Genomic DNA, 17,953 nt, shown 5'->3' with positions numbered 1-17,953 from the left:
AATGGGCACGCCGACTCGAGCGTCGCTCCTGCGACGAGCAGTTGCGCCGTTACTTCAGGCGACACTTCTCGTCGGGGTGATGGTCTGGGGGCTGACAGTGTGGATGTCGTCGGGTGCGCCGAAGGGGGCAGCATCCTCGTTTGTCGTGGCTCCCACCGCAACCGTCGCGACCGTCACGGTCGACCCGGCGGCGCCCGCACCAGTTCAATCCGCCGCGCCCGCACCCCTCGCGCCCGCAGTCTCGATCGCGTCTCGTGTAGACCCGGCCTGGCTGCAGCGGGTCGGTGCGACCACCGGAATACCGTCGCGCGCGCTGGCGGCCTACGCCGGGGCATCCCTCGCTCTCGCCGCGGAGAAGCCGCGATGTCACCTGGGCTGGAGCACCCTCGCGGCGATCGGCCACATCGAATCCGACGATGGGCGGCACGGCGGCGCGATCGTGAGCGACAACGGGTACTCGAGCCTGCCGATCATCGGGCCGGCCCTCGACGGCGGCGCGTTCGCGGGCATCCACGATTCGGATGGGGGAGCCTGGGACGGCGACGTCGTCTGGGATCACGCGGTCGGGGCGTTCCAGTTCATCCCGCAGACCTGGCGTACCTGGGGCGCCGACGGCAACGGCGACGGCCAGTCGGATCCGAATCAGCTGGACGACGCGGCCCTCGCCGCGGCGCGGTACCTCTGCAATGCCGGCGACCTGTCGACCGTCGACGGCTGGCGTCGGGCGGTGCTGTCGTACAACCACTCGGAGCACTACGTCGACGACGTGGCGCGGGTGGCCAACTCCCTCTAGTCGAAGTCGAGGCTGAGCTTCCGCAGCAGGGCGGCGAGCCGCTCCTGGTCCCCGGCGGAGAGGCCGTCGAGCAGCTCGGTCTCCGACACCAGCAGGGTGCTGATCGCGGTGTCAACACGCTGACGTCCGTCAGTGGTCATGGTCACCAGGATCCCCCGCCCGTCGTGCGGGTCGGTGCGGCGCTCCACGAGCGCGCGCGTCACGAGCCGGTCGATGCGGTTGGTCATCGTGCCGCTGGAGACGAGAGTCTGCTGCAGCAGCGCTTTCGGGCTCAGCTGGTAGGGCGAGCCCGCCCGGCGAAGAGCGGAGAGCACGTCGAACTCCCAGGACTCGAGACCGGATGCCGTGAAGGCGGTGCGGCGGGCCCGGTCGAGGTGACGGGCGAGACGGCCCACCCGGGAGAGCACCTGCAGCGGCGCGAAGTCGAGGTCGGGACGCTCACGCACCCAGGCCCCGACGATTCGGTCGACTTCGTCGTGTGCGGGCATCCGTCCATTATCGTGCCCGTCATCGTGGCGTGCACGGCCGGCCGCGCCCCGTGCGTCCGAAATGCAGGACTGGGGGTGACGGAGGTGAGGGATGTGGCGTCCGAGTCGACTCCCGTCACGTGCTCTCCTGCATTTGCGACGGTCCACGCCGACACCCCGCCCGCAGCCGAGGCGGAGGAGTCGGCACCGGGGCGCGGGCGCATCTGGCAGAATTGTCGCGGTCGGTCGTTGAACGGTCCGTCCGAATTCCGCCTTAGTGTAACGGCAGCACGACAGCCTTTGGAGCTGTTCGGTCCAGGTTCGAATCCTGGAGGCGGAGCGGTCTCGATACGCGCGAGAGCGCGCGACTCGACCAGCACTACCGAGCGAGGGAGCCCCACCATGTCCGACATCGCGATCATCATCCTCGCCGCGGGCCAGGGGACGCGCATGAAGTCCTCCCTGCCGAAAGTGCTCCACCCGATCGCGGGCATCCCGATGGTCTCGCACGTGCTCGCCACCGCCGAGGAACTGGGTGCCGCCCACATCGTCGCGGTGGTGCGCCATGAGCGGGATGCCGTCGCGGCAGTGATCACCGAGCACGTTCCGCAGGCGATCATCGTCGACCAGGATGAGGCGCCCGGCACCGGCCGTGCCGTGGAACTCGGGATGGCCGGGCTTCCCGCTGATTTCGTCGGATCCGTGGTCGTGCTGAGCGCCGACGTCCCGTTGCTCGACGCGGCCACCGTGCACGCGCTCATCCAGACTCATGCCCTCGCCGGCAACGCCCTGACGCTGCTGAGCGCGTACTTCGCCGACCCGACCGGCGCCGGGCGCATCGTGCGCGGCGGCGACGGCAGCTTCGAGTCGATCGTCGAGCAGAAGGACGCCACCGACGAGCAGCGCGAGATCAACGAGGTCAACGCGGGGGTCTACGTCTTCGACGCGTCCGCACTGCGGGAGGCCCTCGCCAGAATCGGCACCGACAACGCCCAGAACGAGAAGTACCTGACGGATGCCGCTGCCGGCATCCGCGCGACCGGCGGCCTGATCGAGGCTGTGCCGGTGACCGACCACTGGCTTGTCGCGGGCATCAACGACCGCGCCCAGCTCGCCGCCGCCGCCGCGGAGCTGAACGCGCGCATCGTGCGCAGTTGGCAGCTGGGCGGAGTGACCATCCAGGATCCCGCGACGACCTGGATCGACCTCGCCACGAGCATCGGGGAGGACGTGGAGATACTTCCCGGCACCCAGCTCAAGGGTGCGACCGCGATCGAACGCGGCGCCATCATCGGGCCAGACACCACCCTCGTCGACTGCGAGGTCGGTGAGAATGCGGTCGTGAAGCGCACGGATGCCACGCTCGCCGTCATCGGGGCCAACGCCACCGTCGGCCCCTTCGCCTACCTGCGCCCCGGCACCTATCTCGGCGACAAGGGCAAGATCGGCACCTTCGTCGAGACCAAGAACTCGACCATCGGCGCCGGGTCGAAGGTGCCGCACCTGAGCTACATCGGCGACACGACCATCGGCGAGGGCACCAACCTCGGGGCTGGTGCGATCACCGCCAATTACGACGACCTCGTGAAGCACCGCACCGAGATCGGGTCGCACGTGCATTCCGGCTCGCACAACGTCTTCGTCGCCCCGGTTAGAATCGGTGACGGGGCCAAGACCGGAGCGGGAACGATCGTGCGCAAGGATGTGCCGGCCGGAGCTCTCGCGATGACCGTGGCTCCCCAGCGCAATGTCGAGGGCTGGGTCGAGCAGAATCGGGCCGGAACGGCGGCAGCGAAAGCGGCCGCAGACGCCGAGCCCGAGAGCTGATCCCCGCCTCACCGAGCCACACAGCATCATCCAACAGAGAGCAGGACACGTGGCCGAGATCACCGCCAGTGGCAAGAAGCGATTGGTTCTCGTGACGGGGCGCGCCCATCCTCAGCTCGCGATCGACGTCGCCGCCGAGCTCGAGACCGAACTCGTGCACACCGATGCCCGCACCTTCGCCAACGGCGAGATCTATGCGCGCTACGACGAGAGTGTGCGCGGATGCGACGCCTTCGTCATCCAGTCCCACACCTATCCGATCAATGAGTGGCTCATGGAGCAGCTCATCATGGTGGACGCGCTGAAGCGGGCATCCGCCAAGCGGATCACCGTGGTCGCGCCGTTTTACCCGTATGCGCGCCAAGACAAGAAGGGCCGCGGGCGTGAACCGATCTCCGCCCGCCTCGTCGCCGACCTGTTCAAGGCAGCCGGAGCCGACCGCATCATGAGCGTCGACCTTCACGCCGCCCAGATCCAGGGCTTTTTCGACGGTCCGGTCGACCACCTCTTCGCCATGCCGGTGCTGCTCAAGTACTTCAAGGAGCGGCTGGATCCGTCGACGCTCACCGTGGTCTCCCCGGACATGGGGCGCGTGCGCGTCGCCGACATCTGGAGTGACAAGCTCGGAGCGCCGCTGGCGATCATCCATAAGCGTCGAGACCCGCTCGTGCCCAACAAGGTGACGGTCCACGAGATCGTCGGTGAGGTCAGCGGTCGCACCTGCCTGATCGTGGACGACATGATCGACACGGGCGGCACGATCGTGAAGGCAGCGGAAGCGCTCAAGCTCGCCGGGGCGACCAACGTCGTCGTCGCGGCGACCCACGCGGTCTTCTCCAGCCCGGCGTCCGAGATCCTGCAGAGCGACTTCATCGACTCCGTGGTGGTCACCGACACCCTTCCGATCCCCGAAGAGAAGCGCTTCCCCACTCTCACGGTCCTGCCGATCGCCCCGTTGATCGCCAGCGCGATCCACGAGGTCTTCAGCGACGGCTCGGTGACCTCGATGTTCGACGGCGCCGCCTGACCCGACCCCCTCTTCGCCAGGCTGTGCTCGCGGCCCGACGCCGCCGCACGTGCCGGTGCGCCGCTCCTCGTAGGCTTGCGCCATGACGATCACAACGCCGCGACCGTGGCTCTCCAGTTATGCGGAGGGTGTGCCGCCCCAGATCGAGCTGCCGACAGGGTCGCTGTTCGATCTCGTCGAGGCCTCGGTCAGCGAGTTCGGTGACAACATCGCCCTCGAGTTCTTCGGTGCGACCACCACCTACGCCGAGCTGGGGGAGCAGATCCTTCGGGCAGCCGAAGGGCTTCGGCTGCTCGGTGTGCAGAAGGGCGACACCGTCGCGCTGGTGCTGCCGAACTGCCCGCAGCACGTCGTGGCGTTCTATGCGGTGCTGCGCCTCGGCGCCATCGTCGTCGAGCACAACCCGCTCTACACTCCGCGCGAACTCAGGCACCAGTTCGAAGACCACGGGGCGAAGGTCGCGATCGTGTGGAACAACGTGGTCGACACCGTGCAGCAATTCCCGGCGGATGTCGCGGTCGAATCGATAGTGTCCATCGATGTGACCCGGGCGATGCCGTTCGGCACCCGTGCGCTGCTGAGGCTGCCGATCGCGAAGGCCCGGGACTCCCGCGCCGCCCTCACCACCAGCGTGCGGGGCACCGTGCCGTGGCACAAGCTCCTCGATCACCCCACGGTGGACGGGCACATCTTCCGCCCGACCGCGGCGGACGTCGCACTCATCCAGTACACGAGCGGCACCACCGGCGCCCCGAAGGGTGCAACGCTCACCCACCTCAACCTCGCGACGAACGCCGCCCAGGCTCGGGCGTGGGTGCCGACGGTGCACCGCGGTACCGCCGTCGTCTACGCCGTGCTGCCGATGTTCCATGCCTACGGACTCACCCTCTGCCTCACCTTCGCCATGAGCATGGGGTCGCGGTTGGTGCTCTTCCCCAAATTCGACCCGGAGCTGGTGCTCAAGGTCGTCCGCAAGCACCCCGCGACCTTCCTTCCGGCCGTTCCTCCCATCTACGAACGCCTCACTGCGGCCGCCGATGAGGCGGGAGTGTCGCTGAAGGGCATCGAGATCGCCATCTCCGGAGCCATGCCGCTGTCGGCATCCGTCGTGGAACCCTGGGAGAAGCGCAGCGGCGGCTATCTCGTGGAAGGCTACGGGCTCTCCGAGACGAGCCCGGTGCTGATGGCCAACCCGGTGGGACCGACCCGGCGTGCCGGCACTGTCGGCCTCCCGCTTCCCAATACTGAGGTCAGGGTGGTCGATCCGGAGAACCCGACCGTCGACCGGGCCGCCGGCGAGGAGGGCGAACTGATCGTGCGCGGGCCGCAGGTGTTCTCGGGATATTGGAAGAAGCCCGAGGAGACCGCGGAGGTCTTCGTGCCGGCCGCGGACGGCGATGACGCCGGCCCATGGTTCCGAACCGGCGACATCGTCACCCTCGATGCCGACGGCTTCGTGAGCATCGTCGACCGCATCAAGGAGCTGATCATCACCGGTGGTTTCAACGTGGCGCCGAGCGAGGTCGAAGACGCCCTGCGGTCGCATCCTTCGGTGGCGGATGTCGCGGTGATCGGCCTGCCGAGCGACCACAGCGGCGAGGAAGTGGTGGCCGCGGTCGTGCTCGCTCCAGGCGCCGAGCTCGACGAGGCGGCGCTGCGGGACTACGTGCGTCCGAGCCTCGCCGCCTACAAGGTGCCTAAGCGTGTGGTCGCTGTGGACGAGCTGCCGAAGTCACTCATCGGCAAAGTGATCCGCCGGGAGGTGCGGGACCGGTTGCAGGCTGACACGCCGCGGTAGACGGGTCGTGGTTCGGTTGGCGACCCCGGCGGGTTAGGGTGCTGTGATGGCCGGATCACACAGGGCGTCGTCGTGGGGCACTACCCATGTGCCCACCATTCTGCGATCCCTCGAGCCCCGGCTCCATCCGGGAGAGTTCGTGTTCGTGTCGGTGCTGCCGGATCGGGCGGCCCAGCTGAACGCGATGGCCACGATCGTCGAACTCGAGGGCACGACGGTCGTGCTCCGCCGTCGGGACGCCGATGCCGAGTTCCTGCCCTACGACTTCGTGGCACGGTGGATCACCCTCACCGCCCATTCCTCTCTCGAGACCGTCGGCCTCACGGCCACCATCACCGTCGCCCTCGCCGAAGCCGGCGTGAGCAGCAACGTGCTCGCCGGATTCCACCACGACCACCTGCTCGTGCCCGGTCACCAGGCCGACCTGGCGATGACGGTACTGCGCGCATTAGCGACCGACAACGACTAGGAACTACAACTACGCGTTCTTGCCGGGCAGTGGCACCGGCGCCAGTTTGGGCGAGATCGGTATGAGGCCGAGCGAGGCGACATTCTTCTCGCCACCGAACGCGCCCACCGTGTAACACTGCCAGCCGGGTCCGCCGGGGCCGAACAGCTCGAATCGTGCGGATGCCCCGGTCGCCTCTGGAGCCTCGTAGGCGACCCAGGCGGTGCAGGCCTCTTGGGCGGTGGAGGCGGCCACCGACACGGTAGTCAGCATCCCGGGCAGCACGAGACAGGCGATACCCACGACAACGACGATCCTGAGCACCAACCGCATACGGCGCAGGCGTGGTGCGCCCTCTGTCGGTACATAGCCGGCCAGTTCCGGCTCGTCGTCGTAATTCATCGCGGTTCGATCTTGTCACGGTCGCCTCGGATTGCAGAGTTTGGCGTATAGATCAGACCTATCTGTCGGCAAACAGGCCGAATCTGGTCAAATCAGCTTGACAGGGCCCCCGAACGTGGGTCATGCTTGCGAAACATCGGATGGATTCCCGCACAGCGGAGCGCCGATGATCAGCTCGACACACAACTCAACTGGGACCCGACCCTGCAAATTCTCAATGAGGAGTCTCCGTGAAATCGAAAATCCTTGCCGCGGTCGTGGTCTCCAGCGTGATTCTCGCGCTCGTCGGCTGCAGCGCCCCCGCATCATCCGGCACCGACTCGTCTGGCAAGACCACCATCAACTGGTCGGTCTGGGCCGGGTCGGAGGCCGAGACCGCGGCCTGGCAGCACCTCGCCGACCTGGTGCACACGAAGGAACCCTCGATCACGGTGAAGCTCCAGACGGCGTCCTGGAACGACTACTGGACCAAGCTGCCGACCCAGCTCGCAGGAGCGGATGCCCCGTGCATCGCCGGCATGCAGATGGCCAGGCTCCAGCAGTTCACCCAGTACCTGCTGCCGCTCGACGACAAGCTCGCCGGCGCGGGGATCACGCCGTCCGACTTCGATGGCTCGATCATGAAGGCGCTTCAGACCGGGGGCAAGCAAAAGGCGATCCCCTATGACCTCGGCCCCTGGATCCTGTTCTACAACAAGGACCAGTTCGCCGCGGCCGGGCTCACGGAGCCGGCCAACGGGTGGAAGATCGCCGAGTTCGAGGCGGATGCCAAAGCCCTGACCACCGGCGGAAAGTACGGCTTCGCCGTCAACAACACCATCGATCAGCCGAATGTGTGGGGACCGACGATCGCCGGCGTCCAGGCCGTTACAAAGGACGGCGCGCTCGACCTGACATCTCCCGGGGTGAAGAAGACGCTCGACTGGTACGCGGGACTAGTGAGCACCGAGAAGGTCGCGGCACCGCTCGCCGCCGACGCGACCGATGGCGCTCAGTTCTTGGCCGGTAACGCTGCGATGTACGTCACGGGGCCGTGGGACATGATCAACGTGAAGGCCCAGGCCAAGTTCGGTGTAGGCGTCGTCACGATCCCGGCCGGGAGCAAAGGGGTGGCGACCGCTGTCGGCGGGTCGGGCTTTGGCATCACGACCAAATGCAGCACACCGGGCGTGGCCGCCAAGGCGCTCGCGATCCTGACCGGTTCCGACGCTCTCAGCTATCTCGGCAGTGAGGGGCGGGCATTCCCGGCGCGGATCGCCGAGCAGTCGACGTGGTATTCCTCAGCCGTCGACGGCGCGAAGAGCACCATGGAGACCGCGCTGAAGTCCGGTGTCGCCTACCGGTCGACACCCACCTGGACCCAGGTCGGCCTGAGCTGGTCCCAGGGGGTCGTGTCGGTGGTGAACGGCGAAACGAACTCCAAGGCCTTCCTGTCGAGTGTGCAGGAATCCAACAGCCAGTAGGCCAGGCGGGGGATGAAGGTGGCCGGCCGTCGTCCGCGCCCCCTGGTTCCGTCACCGGTTGGGATGAAGGTCAGTATCGATGAAGACTGCAGGGAGTGTCATGGTGAACACCACCGAGGTGCGGCCGACCGGGCCGGCGCGACTCGTCGCGCCCGCGAAGACGGCACCGGTGCGGTCCGGCCGCAAGCGGAGGGATGACCGGCTGGCCGCGGCGGGATTCCTCGCGCCGAGCATGGGCGGGTTCACCGTCTTCACGCTCCTGCCGATCATCGCGTCGCTGCTCGTCGCTTTCACCGTGTGGCCGCTCGCCGGCACCCCCACCTTCGCCGGTGTCGACAATTTCGTGAAGCTGTTCACGAAGGATCCGGCGTTCCTCACCACCATCGGCAACACCCTGGTGTTCGTGGTGGCCTACGTGCCGCTCAACCTCGCTTTCTCACTTGCCATCGCGGCGTGGATCTCACCCCGGATCCGCGGGGCGAACGCCTACCGGGTGCTGCTGTTCATCCCCGTGGTCACGCCGATGGTGGCCAACGCGGTGGTGTGGCAGATGCTGCTGATCCCGACCGGGCTCATCGACAACCTGTCGCTCACACTGTTCGGAGTGCACGCGCCCAACTTCCTCGGCTCCACCTCCACCGCCATGATCTGCGTGGTCGTGATGTCGCTCTGGCAGGGATTCGGCTACAACCTCCTGATCTTCTCCTCCGCGCTCCAAGCGGTGCCGGAGAGCCTGCTCGACTCCGCCGCGATCGACGGGGCTGGCACCTGGCGCCGTTTCTTCAGCATCAAGGTGCCGATGATCTCGCCGTCGATCTTCTTCGCCGCCACGATGACGCTCATCACCTCGTTCCAGGTGTTCGCGCAGCCCTTTGTTCTCACCAACGGTGGCCCGAACAGCTCAACGACGACCATGGTGATGTACCTGTATCGCTCCGGGTTCCAGTTCCTCAACCTCGGCTACGCCTCGGCGGTGGGCGTCGTGCTCTTCCTCATGATCCTGGCCATCACCGGCCTCGTCTTCCTCGCCCAAAAGAAGTGGGTCCACTATGACTAGCCAGGCAACCGTGATCCGCACTGCGCGGGCGAAAGCCACCGGTGGCATCCGCGGGTCGATCCGCGCGCACAACCGGCGCGCCATCCGCAATTCCCGCCTCTCGCAGAGCCTGCTGACCCTGTTCGTGATCCTGTTCCTGATGCCGCTTGTCTGGATGATCTCCACCTCGCTCAAACCGGGGTCCGAGGTGTTCGCGTCGCCTCCGGTGCTGATCGGCAGCGAGGTGCGCTGGCAGAACTACGCCGACGTGTGGAGCTACATCCCGTTCGGCAGCTACATGATCAACGGCTTCCTCGTGTCGGTCCTCGGCACGCTCCTGGTGGTCGTCGTCTCCGTGTGCTCCGCCTACGCCTTCTCACGACTGCGTTTCCGCGGGCGTGACGGGCTGTTCTTCGTCTACCTCGGCACGCTCATGGTGCCGCAGGAGGTCGTGGTGATCCCGATGTTCCTGTTCATGACGCAGCTCGGCTGGGTCAACTCCTTCCAAGCCCTCATAGTGCCGTGGGCGTTCACCGCGTTCGGTACCTTCCTGCTTCGGCAGGCGATGCTCACGGTGCCGATGGAGCTCGAGGAGGCGGGCAAGATCGACGGCGCATCCCATCTCCGCATCCTCTGGGCGATCATCCTCCCGGTGGTGCGTCCCACGATCGCAGTGCTCGTGGTGTTCACTTTCATCAACTACTGGAACAGTTTCCTGTGGCCGCTCATCATCGTGAACGACGCGGCGCACACGACCGTGCCGCTCGGGCTCAACGCCTTCCTCGGCCAGGGAGGGCGGCAGTGGCAACTCATCATGGCGGCGTCGACGATTTCGATGATCCCCACTGCTGGCCTCGCGATCCTGTTGCAGAGACACCTGGTGAAAGGCATCTCCCTGTCGAGCGGCCTCGGCGGTCGCTAGTTGTCACTTCCCGTCCACATCCACGAAGGAGACCCCGTGTCTATCGCCCATGCCCCCTGGTTCACCGAGTCACGATTCGGGATGTTCATCCACTGGGGGCTCTATGCCCTCCCGGCCCGCCACGAGTGGGTGATGAACTACGAGCGCCGCGAAACCGCCGACTATGAGAGATACGCCGGGTTCTTCGACCCGGATCTCTACGACCCTGTTGCGTGGGCGCGCGCGGCGAAGGCCGCGGGGATGAAATACGTCGTGCTCACCACCAAGCATCACGACGGTTTCTGCCTGTGGGACTCGAAGCTGACCGACTACACCGCCGTCAACACTCCCTACGGACGCGACCTGCTGCGCCCCTATGTCGACGCCCTGCGCGCCGAGGGGCTCAAGGTGGGCTTCTACCACTCGCTGCTCGACTGGCACCACCCGCACTTCACCATCGACGGGCATCACCCCCGCCGCGATGACCCGGATGCCGCAGAGCAGAACGCGACGCGCGACATGTCGGTCTACCGCGAGTATCTCCATGGCCAGGTGCGGGAGCTGCTGACCGGCTACGGGCAGATCGACTACCTGTTCTACGACTTCTCCTACGCGAACGACAACCACAACCCGGTCTGGGGCGCGAAGGGTCGCGACGACTGGGCATCCGAGGACTTGCTCGCGCTCACCCGCGAACTGCAGCCGGGCATCATCGTCAACGACCGGCTCGACATCCCGGGCGACTTCGTCACGCCAGAGCAGTACCAGCCGTCCGCTCCTCTCGAGCTGAACGGCCAGCCGGTCGCGTGGGAGGCCTGCCAGACACTCAATGGCAGCTGGGGGTACTTCCGCGACAACTACAACCTCAAGTCGACCGACCTGCTCATCCGGATGCTCGTGGACGGGGTCTCCAAGGACGGCAACCTGCTGCTCAACGTCGGGCCGACCGCGCGCGGCGAGTTCGACTCGGCCGCGATCGAGGCACTCGATGGGATCGGGGAGTGGATGCGGCTGCACTCGCGCAGCATTTACGGAGCAGGTGCGTCGGAGTTCGTCGCACCGGCCGACGCACGCTACACCCAGCGGGGTTCACGGCTCTACCTCCACCTGTTCGCGTGGCCGTTCGAGCACGTGCACCTGCCCGGACTCGCCGGCAGGGTGGCCTACGCCCAGCTGCTGAACGACGCGTCGGAGATCCCGCTCAAGGAGATCCCGCCGGAGTTGGTCGCCCTGACCACCGGAGTCGGCGGACAGCCCGCCGGCACACTGACGCTGACTCTTCCGGTGCGGAAACCGGGCGTCGCGGTGCCGGTCGTCGAACTGTTCCTGCGGTAGGCGCGGGCGGGTGACTGTCGCGTTCAACAGCTGATTTTCGACGATGGATGCGTTCGACAGCAGATTCTCGGCTGTTGAAAGTCTCCACTGATGTCGAAGCGACGAGCGGCGCGGCGCCGCCGATGGTGCGGGGGACTAGTGCGAGCTGCCCTCGGACTCGATCTCGGTGCGGTCACCGCTCCACAGCGTGTGGAAGGTACCCTCCTTGTCGATGCGCTTGTAGGTATGGGCCCCGAAGAAGTCGCGCTGTCCCTGCGTGAGGGCGGCGGGAAGGCGGTCGGCGCGCAGGCTGTCGTAGTAGGCGAGCGAGGAGGCGAACACCGGCGCGGGGATGCCGGCGTGCGCGGCATCCGCGACCACATTGCGCCAGGAGTCCTGCGCCTTCGCGACCACGTCGGTGAAGAAGGGCGCGGTCACGAGGGAGACCAGCGAGGGGTCCTCGGCGTAGGCCTCGGTGATGCGGTTGAGGAAGCGGGCTCGGATGATGCAGCCGCCGCGCCAGATCCTGGCGATCTCGCCCTTCTTGATGTCCCAGCCGTACTGCTCGGCTCCGGCGACGATGGCGTCGAATCCCTGGCTGTAGGCGATCACCTTCGAGGCGTAGAGCGCCTGGCGAACTCCCTCGATGAAGCCGTCGACGTCCTCGACCGGGGATGCCGTCGGCCCGGGCAGCGCGGCGGCGGCGGAACGCTGGGCCGGCTTCGACGAGACGGAGCGGGCGAACACCGCCTCCGCGATGCCGGACACGGGGATGCCGAGGTCGAGGGCGGTCTGCACGGTCCAAACGCCGGTGCCTTTCGACCCCGCCTGGTCGAGGATCACGTCGACGAGTGGCTTGCCGGTCTCGGCATCCACCTGGCGCAGCACCTCGGCGGTGATCTCGATGAGGTAGCTCTCGAGCTCGCCCGTGTTCCACTCGGCGAAGATGTCGGCGATCTCGGCGGGGGACTTGCCGGTGCCGCGACGGATCAGGTCGTAGGCCTCTCCGATGAGCTGCATGTCGGCGTACTCGATGCCGTTGTGGATCATCTTGACGAAGTGTCCGGCTCCGTCGTGGCCGACGTGGGTGACGCAGGGTTCGCCGTCGACGACCGCAGCGATGGACTCGAGGATCGGGCCGAGGGTTTTCCACGCCTCATCCGAGCCACCGGGCATGATCGACGGCCCCTTGAGCGCGCCCTCTTCGCCACCGGAGATGCCGGCACCGACGAAGTTGATGCCGGTCTCGCGCACGGCCTTCTCTCGACGGATGGTGTCGGTGAAGAGCGCGTTGCCGCCGTCCACGATGATGTCGCCAGGCTCGAAGACCTTCACTAGCTCGTCGATGACGGCATCGGTTCCCTTGCCGGCCTGCACCATGATGAGGGCGGCGCGAGGCTTGGTGAGGGATGCAGCGAACTCTTCGTAGCTCGTGGTGCCGATGAAATTCGCCTCGGGGTGGTCGGCGAGAAGGGTCTCGGTCTTCTCATGGCTGCGGTTGAACACGGCCACGGTATTGCCCTCGCGGCTCGCGAGGTTGCGGGCCAGGTTGCTGCCCATGACGGCGAGCCCGACGACTCCGATGTTTCCGGCTGAATTCTCTGGCACGGGTTCTCTCCTTGCGAACTATGAACAGTTGGCTCAACAGTAGCTTTCAGTCGCGGGGTAGCGACTGGATGTAGCGATGCACGACGGCGAGATCGAGGTCGCCGAGGCCAGCGGAGACGAGCCCTTCGAACGAAGAGCGCAACACATCGAGTACCGGAGTCGCCGTGTCCGTCGCCGATGCCGCCGCGGCGGCGAATCCGAGATCTTTCACCATGTATCGGGCAATGCCCGTCGGCGTGTAGTCGCCGTCGATGATGCGTTGCTTCTTGGTTTCGAGCACACGGCTTCCCGCGTATCCACCCTGCAGGAGAGACAGTAGGGCCTCGAGGTCGAGACCGGACCTCTCGGCGATCACGCTGGCTTCGCTGATCGCCGAAATCGTCGCGGCCACAATGAGCTGGTTGCAGGCTTTGGCGATTTCGCCTGAGCCCAGAGGTCCGAGATGGACGGGCGTACCGAAAGTGGCAAGCACGGGAAACACCGATTGCACAGAATCGATATCGCCCCCGACCATGATGGATAGCGTGCCGGATTCGGCACCTTCGGTGCCGCCCGACACCGGAGCATCGACTACGGTCATCCGTCCAGCCGTCGTCGCGGACAGCCGCTCGGCGGTCTGTCGGAGGCCGACGGGGGACACCGATGAGCACACCACGACGGTAAGCGTCGAGCTGGAGGTCGAGATCGAGTCGTGACCGAAAAGCAGTTCTTCGACCTGGGGGAGATCGGGCACCATGATGACGATGACGGAGCACGAGTCGGCGACTTCACGGGATGTCCCGACCCAGATAGCGCCGGCCCCAACGGCGCTTTCGGCTCGATCCCGCGATCGCCCGGTGACGAGAAGGCCGCCGATGTCCGCCTTCAGGTAGTTGAGCGCCATAGGGAGCCCCATATTGCCGAGGCCGATCAGTCCTACGGATGGTCCGACTCGAGCGGAATGTTCAGGCACCTTCGACATGGGAACAGCATACAGAACACTGTTCACCAGAGTGGATAGACCGCTAAGATTGATTCACTTCCTCTTCGTGAGGACACAGATTTCCCCGGCTCAAAGGATACCGACGTGACGACTGACCAGCGACTAAGGGTCGTGGCTGCCACCCCGATCAGCGAAGAACTGATCGCACACGTGATCGCGATCGAGCCCCGCATCGATTTCATCCGCCGCCAGGATCTGCTGCACCCGATGCGCCACCCTGGGGATCACAGCGGTGATCCGTCCTTTCAGCGCAGCACGGAACAGCAGGCCGAGTTCGATCGACTCATCGACTCAGCGGAGGTGCTCTACGGGGTGCCTGACGAGACTCCGTCTGCGCTCACCCGAACCGTTTTGGCGAATCCCGGCCTGCGCTGGGTTCAGACGATGCCGGCCGGTGGTGGCGCTCAGGTTCGGGCCGCGGGCCTCGATGACGAGCAATTGGAACGTGTTGTATTCACTACAACAGCCGGCGTCCACTCTGGACCGCTCGCGGAATTCGCGACCTTCGGCGTGCTCGCGGGGGCGAAATCGCTTCCCCGCCTCCTCGAGCAGCAGTCCCGCCGAGAATGGCCCGGTCGTTGGACGATGGGACTAGTTTCGCAGCAAACGGTGCTGATCGTCGGGCTGGGAGCCATCGGTCGCGCCACCGCTGTGATGCTGAAGGCGCTAGGTGCGGTCGTGATCGGCACCAGCCGTCACCCCGATCCGGTCGAAGGCGTCGACGAGCTGGTGAACGCGGAAGACCTGACGGAGGTTGTCGGCCGAGTCGACGCGATCGTCGTCACACTGCCGGGAACTGCCGCCACCGAGGGGCTGGTCGGCGCGGAGGTGTTTGCCGCCGTCACTCCCGGGACAACGCTGGTGAGCGTGGGGCGCGGCACAGTGATCGACGAACATGCGCTCATCGACGCGCTCGAGGACGGCCGGATCGGGTTCGCCGCCCTCGACGTGGTCGCCAGCGAGCCGCTCTCGCAGGATAGCCCGCTCTGGTCGTCTCCCCGCGTGCTGATCAGCCCACACACCGCCGCACTGAACGTCGCGGAGGATCGACTGATCGCCGAACTCTTCGCCGAGAACGCTCGCCGGTTCCTCGACGGGGAATCTCTGATCAACCGCGTCGACACCGTCGAGTTCTACTGAGGCCGTGATGCCGTGTCGAGCGCGACGGAGAGCGAATGAGTGACACCGAGGAAAAGGGCGCCCTGGCGCCCGCCGTGCAAAAGGCGATCCGCATCCTCGATCTGCTTGCTGCTTCACCGGGGCGACCCAAACCGCTGAGCGATATCGCGCGTGAGCTCGGGATCGCCAAGTCATCCACCTCAAATCTGTGTGCGTCCCTAGAGGAAGGCGGGCTCATCCGTCGCACCGCGAGTGGATTTCTGCTCGGTCGTCGCACCGTCGAGCTCGGCAGCGCGTACCTCGCGGGATTCGACCAGATTCGCGAGTTCTATCGCATCTGCGAAGAATCGGAGGTGTTGCACCGCCAGCTGGTGCAGATTGCAATGCTCGACGGGGTGCGCGCGCTCTATCTCGCGGTCTACGAGGGGCGTGAGCGGTTTCCCCTGTCGGCCAGCGTCGGCGACCGGTACCCAGCCTCGGCCACCGCCGTCGGTACCGCCCTACTGGCAGAGTTGCCTCCCGACCGCATCGAGGCGCTTTTTCGCGAGACGAGCCACATCGTGAGCCTAACCAATCGCTCCACAGCCGACCTCGCATCCCTTCAGGCGAAACTCGAAATCACTCGTCGCAATGGCTACGCGGTAGACGACGGCGAGGTCCATCCGAGTGTATTTGCGCTCGCCACTCTCATTCCGTCGACCCGAGCCCACGAGCCATCATTCTCCATCGGAGTGTCGCTCGTGCATCCGAGCGATACGGCCGAAGAACGCGCCAGCGTTCTCGAAGCGCTCCGACAGGCATCAGCAGAGCTGTCCCGTCCCGTCCTCGTCGAAGCGAAGCCGACCGATGTCGGCCTCGTCGACGCTACCGCCCTAGAGGAGCACGTATGACTACCCTGTTCGATCTGACTGGCCGCACCGCGCTCGTCACCGGCTCTAGCCGCGGTATCGGGCTGACCCTCGCGCGCGGTCTCGTTCGGTCGGGCGCCCGGGTCGTGCTTCATGGGCGAGACCAGGTGACTCTCGACGCTGCCCGCGAGAATCTGCTGCGGGAAATTGGGGGAGAGGTCTCTACGGTCTGTTTCGATGTGACGGATGCCGATGCAGTCGACCTCGGAATCGCGGAGATCGAGTCTTCGGTCGGGCCGGTGCACATTCTCGTGAACAACGCGGGTATCCAGCGCCGGGCGCCGTTTACCGAGTTCGCCGTGACCGATTGGAACGAACTCATCGCCGCGAACCTCACCAGCGCGTTTTTGGTCGGCCAGCGGGTCGCCCGGGGAATGGTGGAGGCCGGAGCGGGCAAGATCATCAATATCGGTTCGGTGCAGTCTCAACTGGGCCGTCCGGGTATCGCCGCCTACGCCGCGACCAAGGGCGGTATCGCGATGCTCACCAAGGGGATGTGCGCCGATCTCGGCCCTCTCGGCATCCAGACCAATGCGATCGCCCCCGGATACTTCGCTACGGAGCTGACCAAGGCTCTCGTCGAAGATGAGACCTTCAGCCAGTGGGTACGAACGCGCACGCCGGCCGGGCGGTGGGGAGACACGGAGGACCTCGTCGGCGCACTCGTTTTCCTCGCGTCGGGGGCTTCCGACTTCGTCAATGGGCAAATCATCTACGTCGACGGCGGTATGACAGCGGTGGTCTGACCGACCGCGACCCGATCGACATTCACCTCTGGATTGGAACAGTGAAAATGACGGACGATATCCCCGAAACCGCACTGGGCGTAGTGGCCCATGCCAAGGATGACCTACGTGTAGAGGAGATATCGGTTCCTCGACCCGAAGCCCATCAGGCGGTGATCAGTGTCGCGTTCGGCGGCATCTGCGGTTCGGATCTGCACTATTGGACGCACGGCGCGGCTGGCGAGTCAATACTCAAGGCACCGATGGTACTCGGCCACGAAGTAGTCGGCACCGTGGTGGTAGCCGCTTCCGATGGTTCTGAACCGCAGGTCGGCGCGACCGTCGCGGTGCATCCGGCCACACCGGGCCCCGGCGACGGTAGTCGATATCCGGAGGACAGCCCCAATCTCTCGCCGGGCTGCACCTACCTGGGGAGCGCCGCGCGGTTCCCCCATACCGGCGGCGCTTTTGCCCGCACTGTGGTGCTCGACAGCCGGATGCTGCGTGAGCTGCCAGTTGGGCTATCACTGCGCGATGCGGCCCTCGTCGAGCCGGCCAGCGTGGCTTGGCACGCCGTCTCGCGAGCGGGCGCGGTTCGCGGCAAGCGAGTTCTCGTCACGGGAAGTGGTCCCATCGGCTCGCTGATCATCGCGGTGCTCCGACGGGCTGGTGCCGCTGAGATCATCGCCACTGACATGTTCGAGACGCCCCTTGAGATTGCGACTGCAGTCGGCGCCACCCGTACACTGTTGGCGACCGACGCAGACGTTATTGCCGCGGTCGATGCCGATATCGCCATCGAGTCTTCTGGCAGCTTCCGCGGTCTCGCAAGCGCCATGCGGGGAACGACTCGCGGCGGCAGAGTTGTCATGGTCGGATTGTTGCCTTCCGGGGAGCAGCCAGCACTGATCTCCTTGGCGATCACCAGGGAACTGGAGCTCGTGGGATCGTTCCGATTCAACGACGAGATCGACGAAGTGATCGCCGCGCTCGCGGATGGATCGCTATACGTCGCCCCCGTTGTCACCCACGAGTTTCCGGTGGAGGACGCCCTCGAGGCATTCGCCACTGCGAAGGACGCGGCGGTCTCGGGCAAAGTGCTTCTGAGCTTCTGAGCTTCTGAGCTTCTGAGCTT

At 66.0% G+C, this 17,953-nt stretch carries 17 protein-coding genes and 1 tRNA gene; 14 read left to right on the top strand and 4 right to left on the bottom strand.

The window, feature by feature from the left end; all coding sequences use genetic code 11:
* Position 1 precedes the first annotated feature (1 nt).
* Entirely contained in the window at positions 2–793 is a 792-nt protein-coding gene (locus ACVXZ4_RS14575) for a lytic murein transglycosylase (protein WP_461795536.1), read from the top strand.
* Here the strand turns inward: ACVXZ4_RS14575 and ACVXZ4_RS14570 are convergent.
* Entirely contained in the window at positions 790–1,281 is a 492-nt protein-coding gene (locus ACVXZ4_RS14570) for a MarR family winged helix-turn-helix transcriptional regulator (protein ID WP_461795535.1), read from the bottom strand. The genes ACVXZ4_RS14575 and ACVXZ4_RS14570 overlap by 4 nt on opposite strands.
* Before the next feature lie 247 nt (positions 1,282–1,528).
* Here ACVXZ4_RS14570 and ACVXZ4_RS14565 point away from each other — a divergent pair.
* The 5 genes from ACVXZ4_RS14565 (at position 1,529) to ACVXZ4_RS14545 (ending at position 6,381) form a co-directional block, all read left to right on the top strand.
* A tRNA-Gln gene (locus ACVXZ4_RS14565) sits at positions 1,529–1,600 on the top strand.
* A gap of 62 nt (positions 1,601–1,662) precedes the next feature.
* Complete coding sequence (gene glmU / locus ACVXZ4_RS14560; protein WP_461795534.1) at positions 1,663–3,087, top strand: bifunctional UDP-N-acetylglucosamine diphosphorylase/glucosamine-1-phosphate N-acetyltransferase GlmU; 1,425 nt, start codon at positions 1,663–1,665, stop codon at positions 3,085–3,087.
* A gap of 49 nt (positions 3,088–3,136) precedes the next feature.
* Positions 3,137–4,114, top strand: a complete 978-nt coding sequence (locus ACVXZ4_RS14555) for a ribose-phosphate diphosphokinase (protein WP_461795533.1) — start codon at positions 3,137–3,139, stop codon at positions 4,112–4,114.
* 82 nt (positions 4,115–4,196) lie between these two features.
* Entirely contained in the window at positions 4,197–5,912 is a 1,716-nt protein-coding gene (locus tag ACVXZ4_RS14550) for a long-chain-fatty-acid--CoA ligase (RefSeq protein WP_461795532.1), read from the top strand.
* 46 nt (positions 5,913–5,958) lie between these two features.
* A complete protein-coding gene (locus ACVXZ4_RS14545; protein ID WP_461795531.1) occupies positions 5,959–6,381 on the top strand; it encodes an ACT domain-containing protein in 423 nt (140 codons plus the stop codon).
* A 9-nt stretch (positions 6,382–6,390) separates the two neighbouring features.
* On the opposite strand, the gene ACVXZ4_RS14540 is transcribed toward ACVXZ4_RS14545, so the two are convergent.
* Positions 6,391–6,762, bottom strand: a complete 372-nt coding sequence (locus ACVXZ4_RS14540; RefSeq protein ID WP_461795530.1) for a hypothetical protein — start codon at positions 6,760–6,762, stop codon at positions 6,391–6,393.
* Between the two features lie 230 nt (positions 6,763–6,992).
* Between ACVXZ4_RS14540 and ACVXZ4_RS14535 the strand changes: the two genes are divergently transcribed.
* From ACVXZ4_RS14535 to ACVXZ4_RS14520, 4 genes are all read left to right on the top strand, one after another.
* On the top strand, positions 6,993–8,225 hold the full coding sequence (locus ACVXZ4_RS14535) for an ABC transporter substrate-binding protein (protein ID WP_461795529.1): 1,233 nt from the start codon (positions 6,993–6,995) through the stop codon (positions 8,223–8,225).
* Between the two features lie 100 nt (positions 8,226–8,325).
* Positions 8,326–9,282, top strand: a complete 957-nt coding sequence (locus ACVXZ4_RS14530; RefSeq protein WP_461795528.1) for a carbohydrate ABC transporter permease — start codon at positions 8,326–8,328, stop codon at positions 9,280–9,282.
* The gene (locus ACVXZ4_RS14525; RefSeq protein ID WP_461795527.1) at positions 9,275–10,183 is read left to right on the top strand and encodes a carbohydrate ABC transporter permease; all 909 of its coding nucleotides are present in this window, start codon (positions 9,275–9,277) and stop codon (positions 10,181–10,183) included. Before ACVXZ4_RS14530 ends, ACVXZ4_RS14525 begins: the two co-directional genes overlap by 8 nt.
* A gap of 81 nt (positions 10,184–10,264) precedes the next feature.
* Positions 10,265–11,497 (top strand): alpha-L-fucosidase, encoded by a 1,233-nt coding sequence (locus tag ACVXZ4_RS14520; protein ID WP_461797995.1) that lies wholly within the window; start codon positions 10,265–10,267, stop codon positions 11,495–11,497.
* A gap of 135 nt (positions 11,498–11,632) precedes the next feature.
* Here ACVXZ4_RS14520 and gndA read toward each other — a convergent pair whose 3' ends face one another.
* Both gndA and ACVXZ4_RS14510 read right to left on the bottom strand, forming a co-directional pair.
* Complete coding sequence (gene gndA / locus ACVXZ4_RS14515) at positions 11,633–13,036, bottom strand: NADP-dependent phosphogluconate dehydrogenase (protein WP_461797994.1); 1,404 nt, start codon at positions 13,034–13,036, stop codon at positions 11,633–11,635.
* Positions 13,037–13,130: 94 nt separating this feature from the next.
* The gene (locus ACVXZ4_RS14510; RefSeq protein ID WP_461795526.1) at positions 13,131–14,045 is read right to left on the bottom strand and encodes an NAD(P)-dependent oxidoreductase; all 915 of its coding nucleotides are present in this window, start codon (positions 14,043–14,045) and stop codon (positions 13,131–13,133) included.
* Between the two features lie 105 nt (positions 14,046–14,150).
* Between ACVXZ4_RS14510 and ACVXZ4_RS14505 the strand changes: the two genes are divergently transcribed.
* The 4 genes from ACVXZ4_RS14505 to ACVXZ4_RS14490 are packed head-to-tail and all read left to right on the top strand — an operon-like array spanning position 14,151 to position 17,933.
* The gene (locus ACVXZ4_RS14505) at positions 14,151–15,206 is read left to right on the top strand and encodes a D-2-hydroxyacid dehydrogenase (RefSeq protein WP_461795525.1); all 1,056 of its coding nucleotides are present in this window, start codon (positions 14,151–14,153) and stop codon (positions 15,204–15,206) included.
* Positions 15,207–15,241: 35 nt separating this feature from the next.
* On the top strand, positions 15,242–16,075 hold the full coding sequence (locus ACVXZ4_RS14500) for an IclR family transcriptional regulator (protein WP_461795524.1): 834 nt from the start codon (positions 15,242–15,244) through the stop codon (positions 16,073–16,075).
* Positions 16,072–16,839 (top strand): SDR family oxidoreductase, encoded by a 768-nt coding sequence (locus tag ACVXZ4_RS14495; RefSeq protein ID WP_461795523.1) that lies wholly within the window; start codon positions 16,072–16,074, stop codon positions 16,837–16,839. The genes ACVXZ4_RS14500 and ACVXZ4_RS14495 overlap by 4 nt, the downstream gene beginning before the upstream one ends.
* Before the next feature lie 47 nt (positions 16,840–16,886).
* Positions 16,887–17,933, top strand: a complete 1,047-nt coding sequence (locus tag ACVXZ4_RS14490) for an L-idonate 5-dehydrogenase (RefSeq protein WP_461797993.1) — start codon at positions 16,887–16,889, stop codon at positions 17,931–17,933.
* The last annotated feature ends 20 nt before the right edge of the window (positions 17,934–17,953 follow it).

Source organism: Lacisediminihabitans sp. FW035 (assembly GCF_054880895.1).
Note: the sequence above shows the minus strand (reverse complement) of the source record. Positions and strands in the feature narration are given on the sequence as shown.

Excerpts from the sequence above, each read along its gene's own strand:
- gndA (WP_461797994.1), bottom strand. The coding sequence starts at position 13,036 with ATGGGCAGCAACCTGGCCCGCAACCTCGCGAGCCGCGAGGGCAATACC.
- ACVXZ4_RS14575 (WP_461795536.1), top strand. The coding sequence starts at position 2 with ATGGGCACGCCGACTCGAGCGTCGCTCCTGCGACGAGCAGTTGCGCCG.
- ACVXZ4_RS14550 (WP_461795532.1), top strand. The coding sequence starts at position 4,197 with ATGACGATCACAACGCCGCGACCGTGGCTCTCCAGTTATGCGGAGGGT.
- ACVXZ4_RS14525 (WP_461795527.1), top strand. The coding sequence starts at position 9,275 with ATGACTAGCCAGGCAACCGTGATCCGCACTGCGCGGGCGAAAGCCACC.
- ACVXZ4_RS14530 (WP_461795528.1), top strand. The coding sequence starts at position 8,326 with ATGGTGAACACCACCGAGGTGCGGCCGACCGGGCCGGCGCGACTCGTC.
- ACVXZ4_RS14545 (WP_461795531.1), top strand. The coding sequence starts at position 5,959 with ATGGCCGGATCACACAGGGCGTCGTCGTGGGGCACTACCCATGTGCCC.
- ACVXZ4_RS14540 (WP_461795530.1), bottom strand. The coding sequence starts at position 6,762 with ATGAATTACGACGACGAGCCGGAACTGGCCGGCTATGTACCGACAGAG.
- ACVXZ4_RS14500 (WP_461795524.1), top strand. The coding sequence starts at position 15,242 with ATGAGTGACACCGAGGAAAAGGGCGCCCTGGCGCCCGCCGTGCAAAAG.
- ACVXZ4_RS14495 (WP_461795523.1), top strand. The coding sequence starts at position 16,072 with ATGACTACCCTGTTCGATCTGACTGGCCGCACCGCGCTCGTCACCGGC.
- ACVXZ4_RS14520 (WP_461797995.1), top strand. The coding sequence starts at position 10,265 with ATGTTCATCCACTGGGGGCTCTATGCCCTCCCGGCCCGCCACGAGTGG.
- ACVXZ4_RS14570 (WP_461795535.1), bottom strand. The coding sequence starts at position 1,281 with ATGCCCGCACACGACGAAGTCGACCGAATCGTCGGGGCCTGGGTGCGT.
- glmU (WP_461795534.1), top strand. The coding sequence starts at position 1,663 with ATGTCCGACATCGCGATCATCATCCTCGCCGCGGGCCAGGGGACGCGC.
- ACVXZ4_RS14510 (WP_461795526.1), bottom strand. The coding sequence starts at position 14,045 with ATGTCGAAGGTGCCTGAACATTCCGCTCGAGTCGGACCATCCGTAGGA.
- ACVXZ4_RS14490 (WP_461797993.1), top strand. The coding sequence starts at position 16,887 with ATGACGGACGATATCCCCGAAACCGCACTGGGCGTAGTGGCCCATGCC.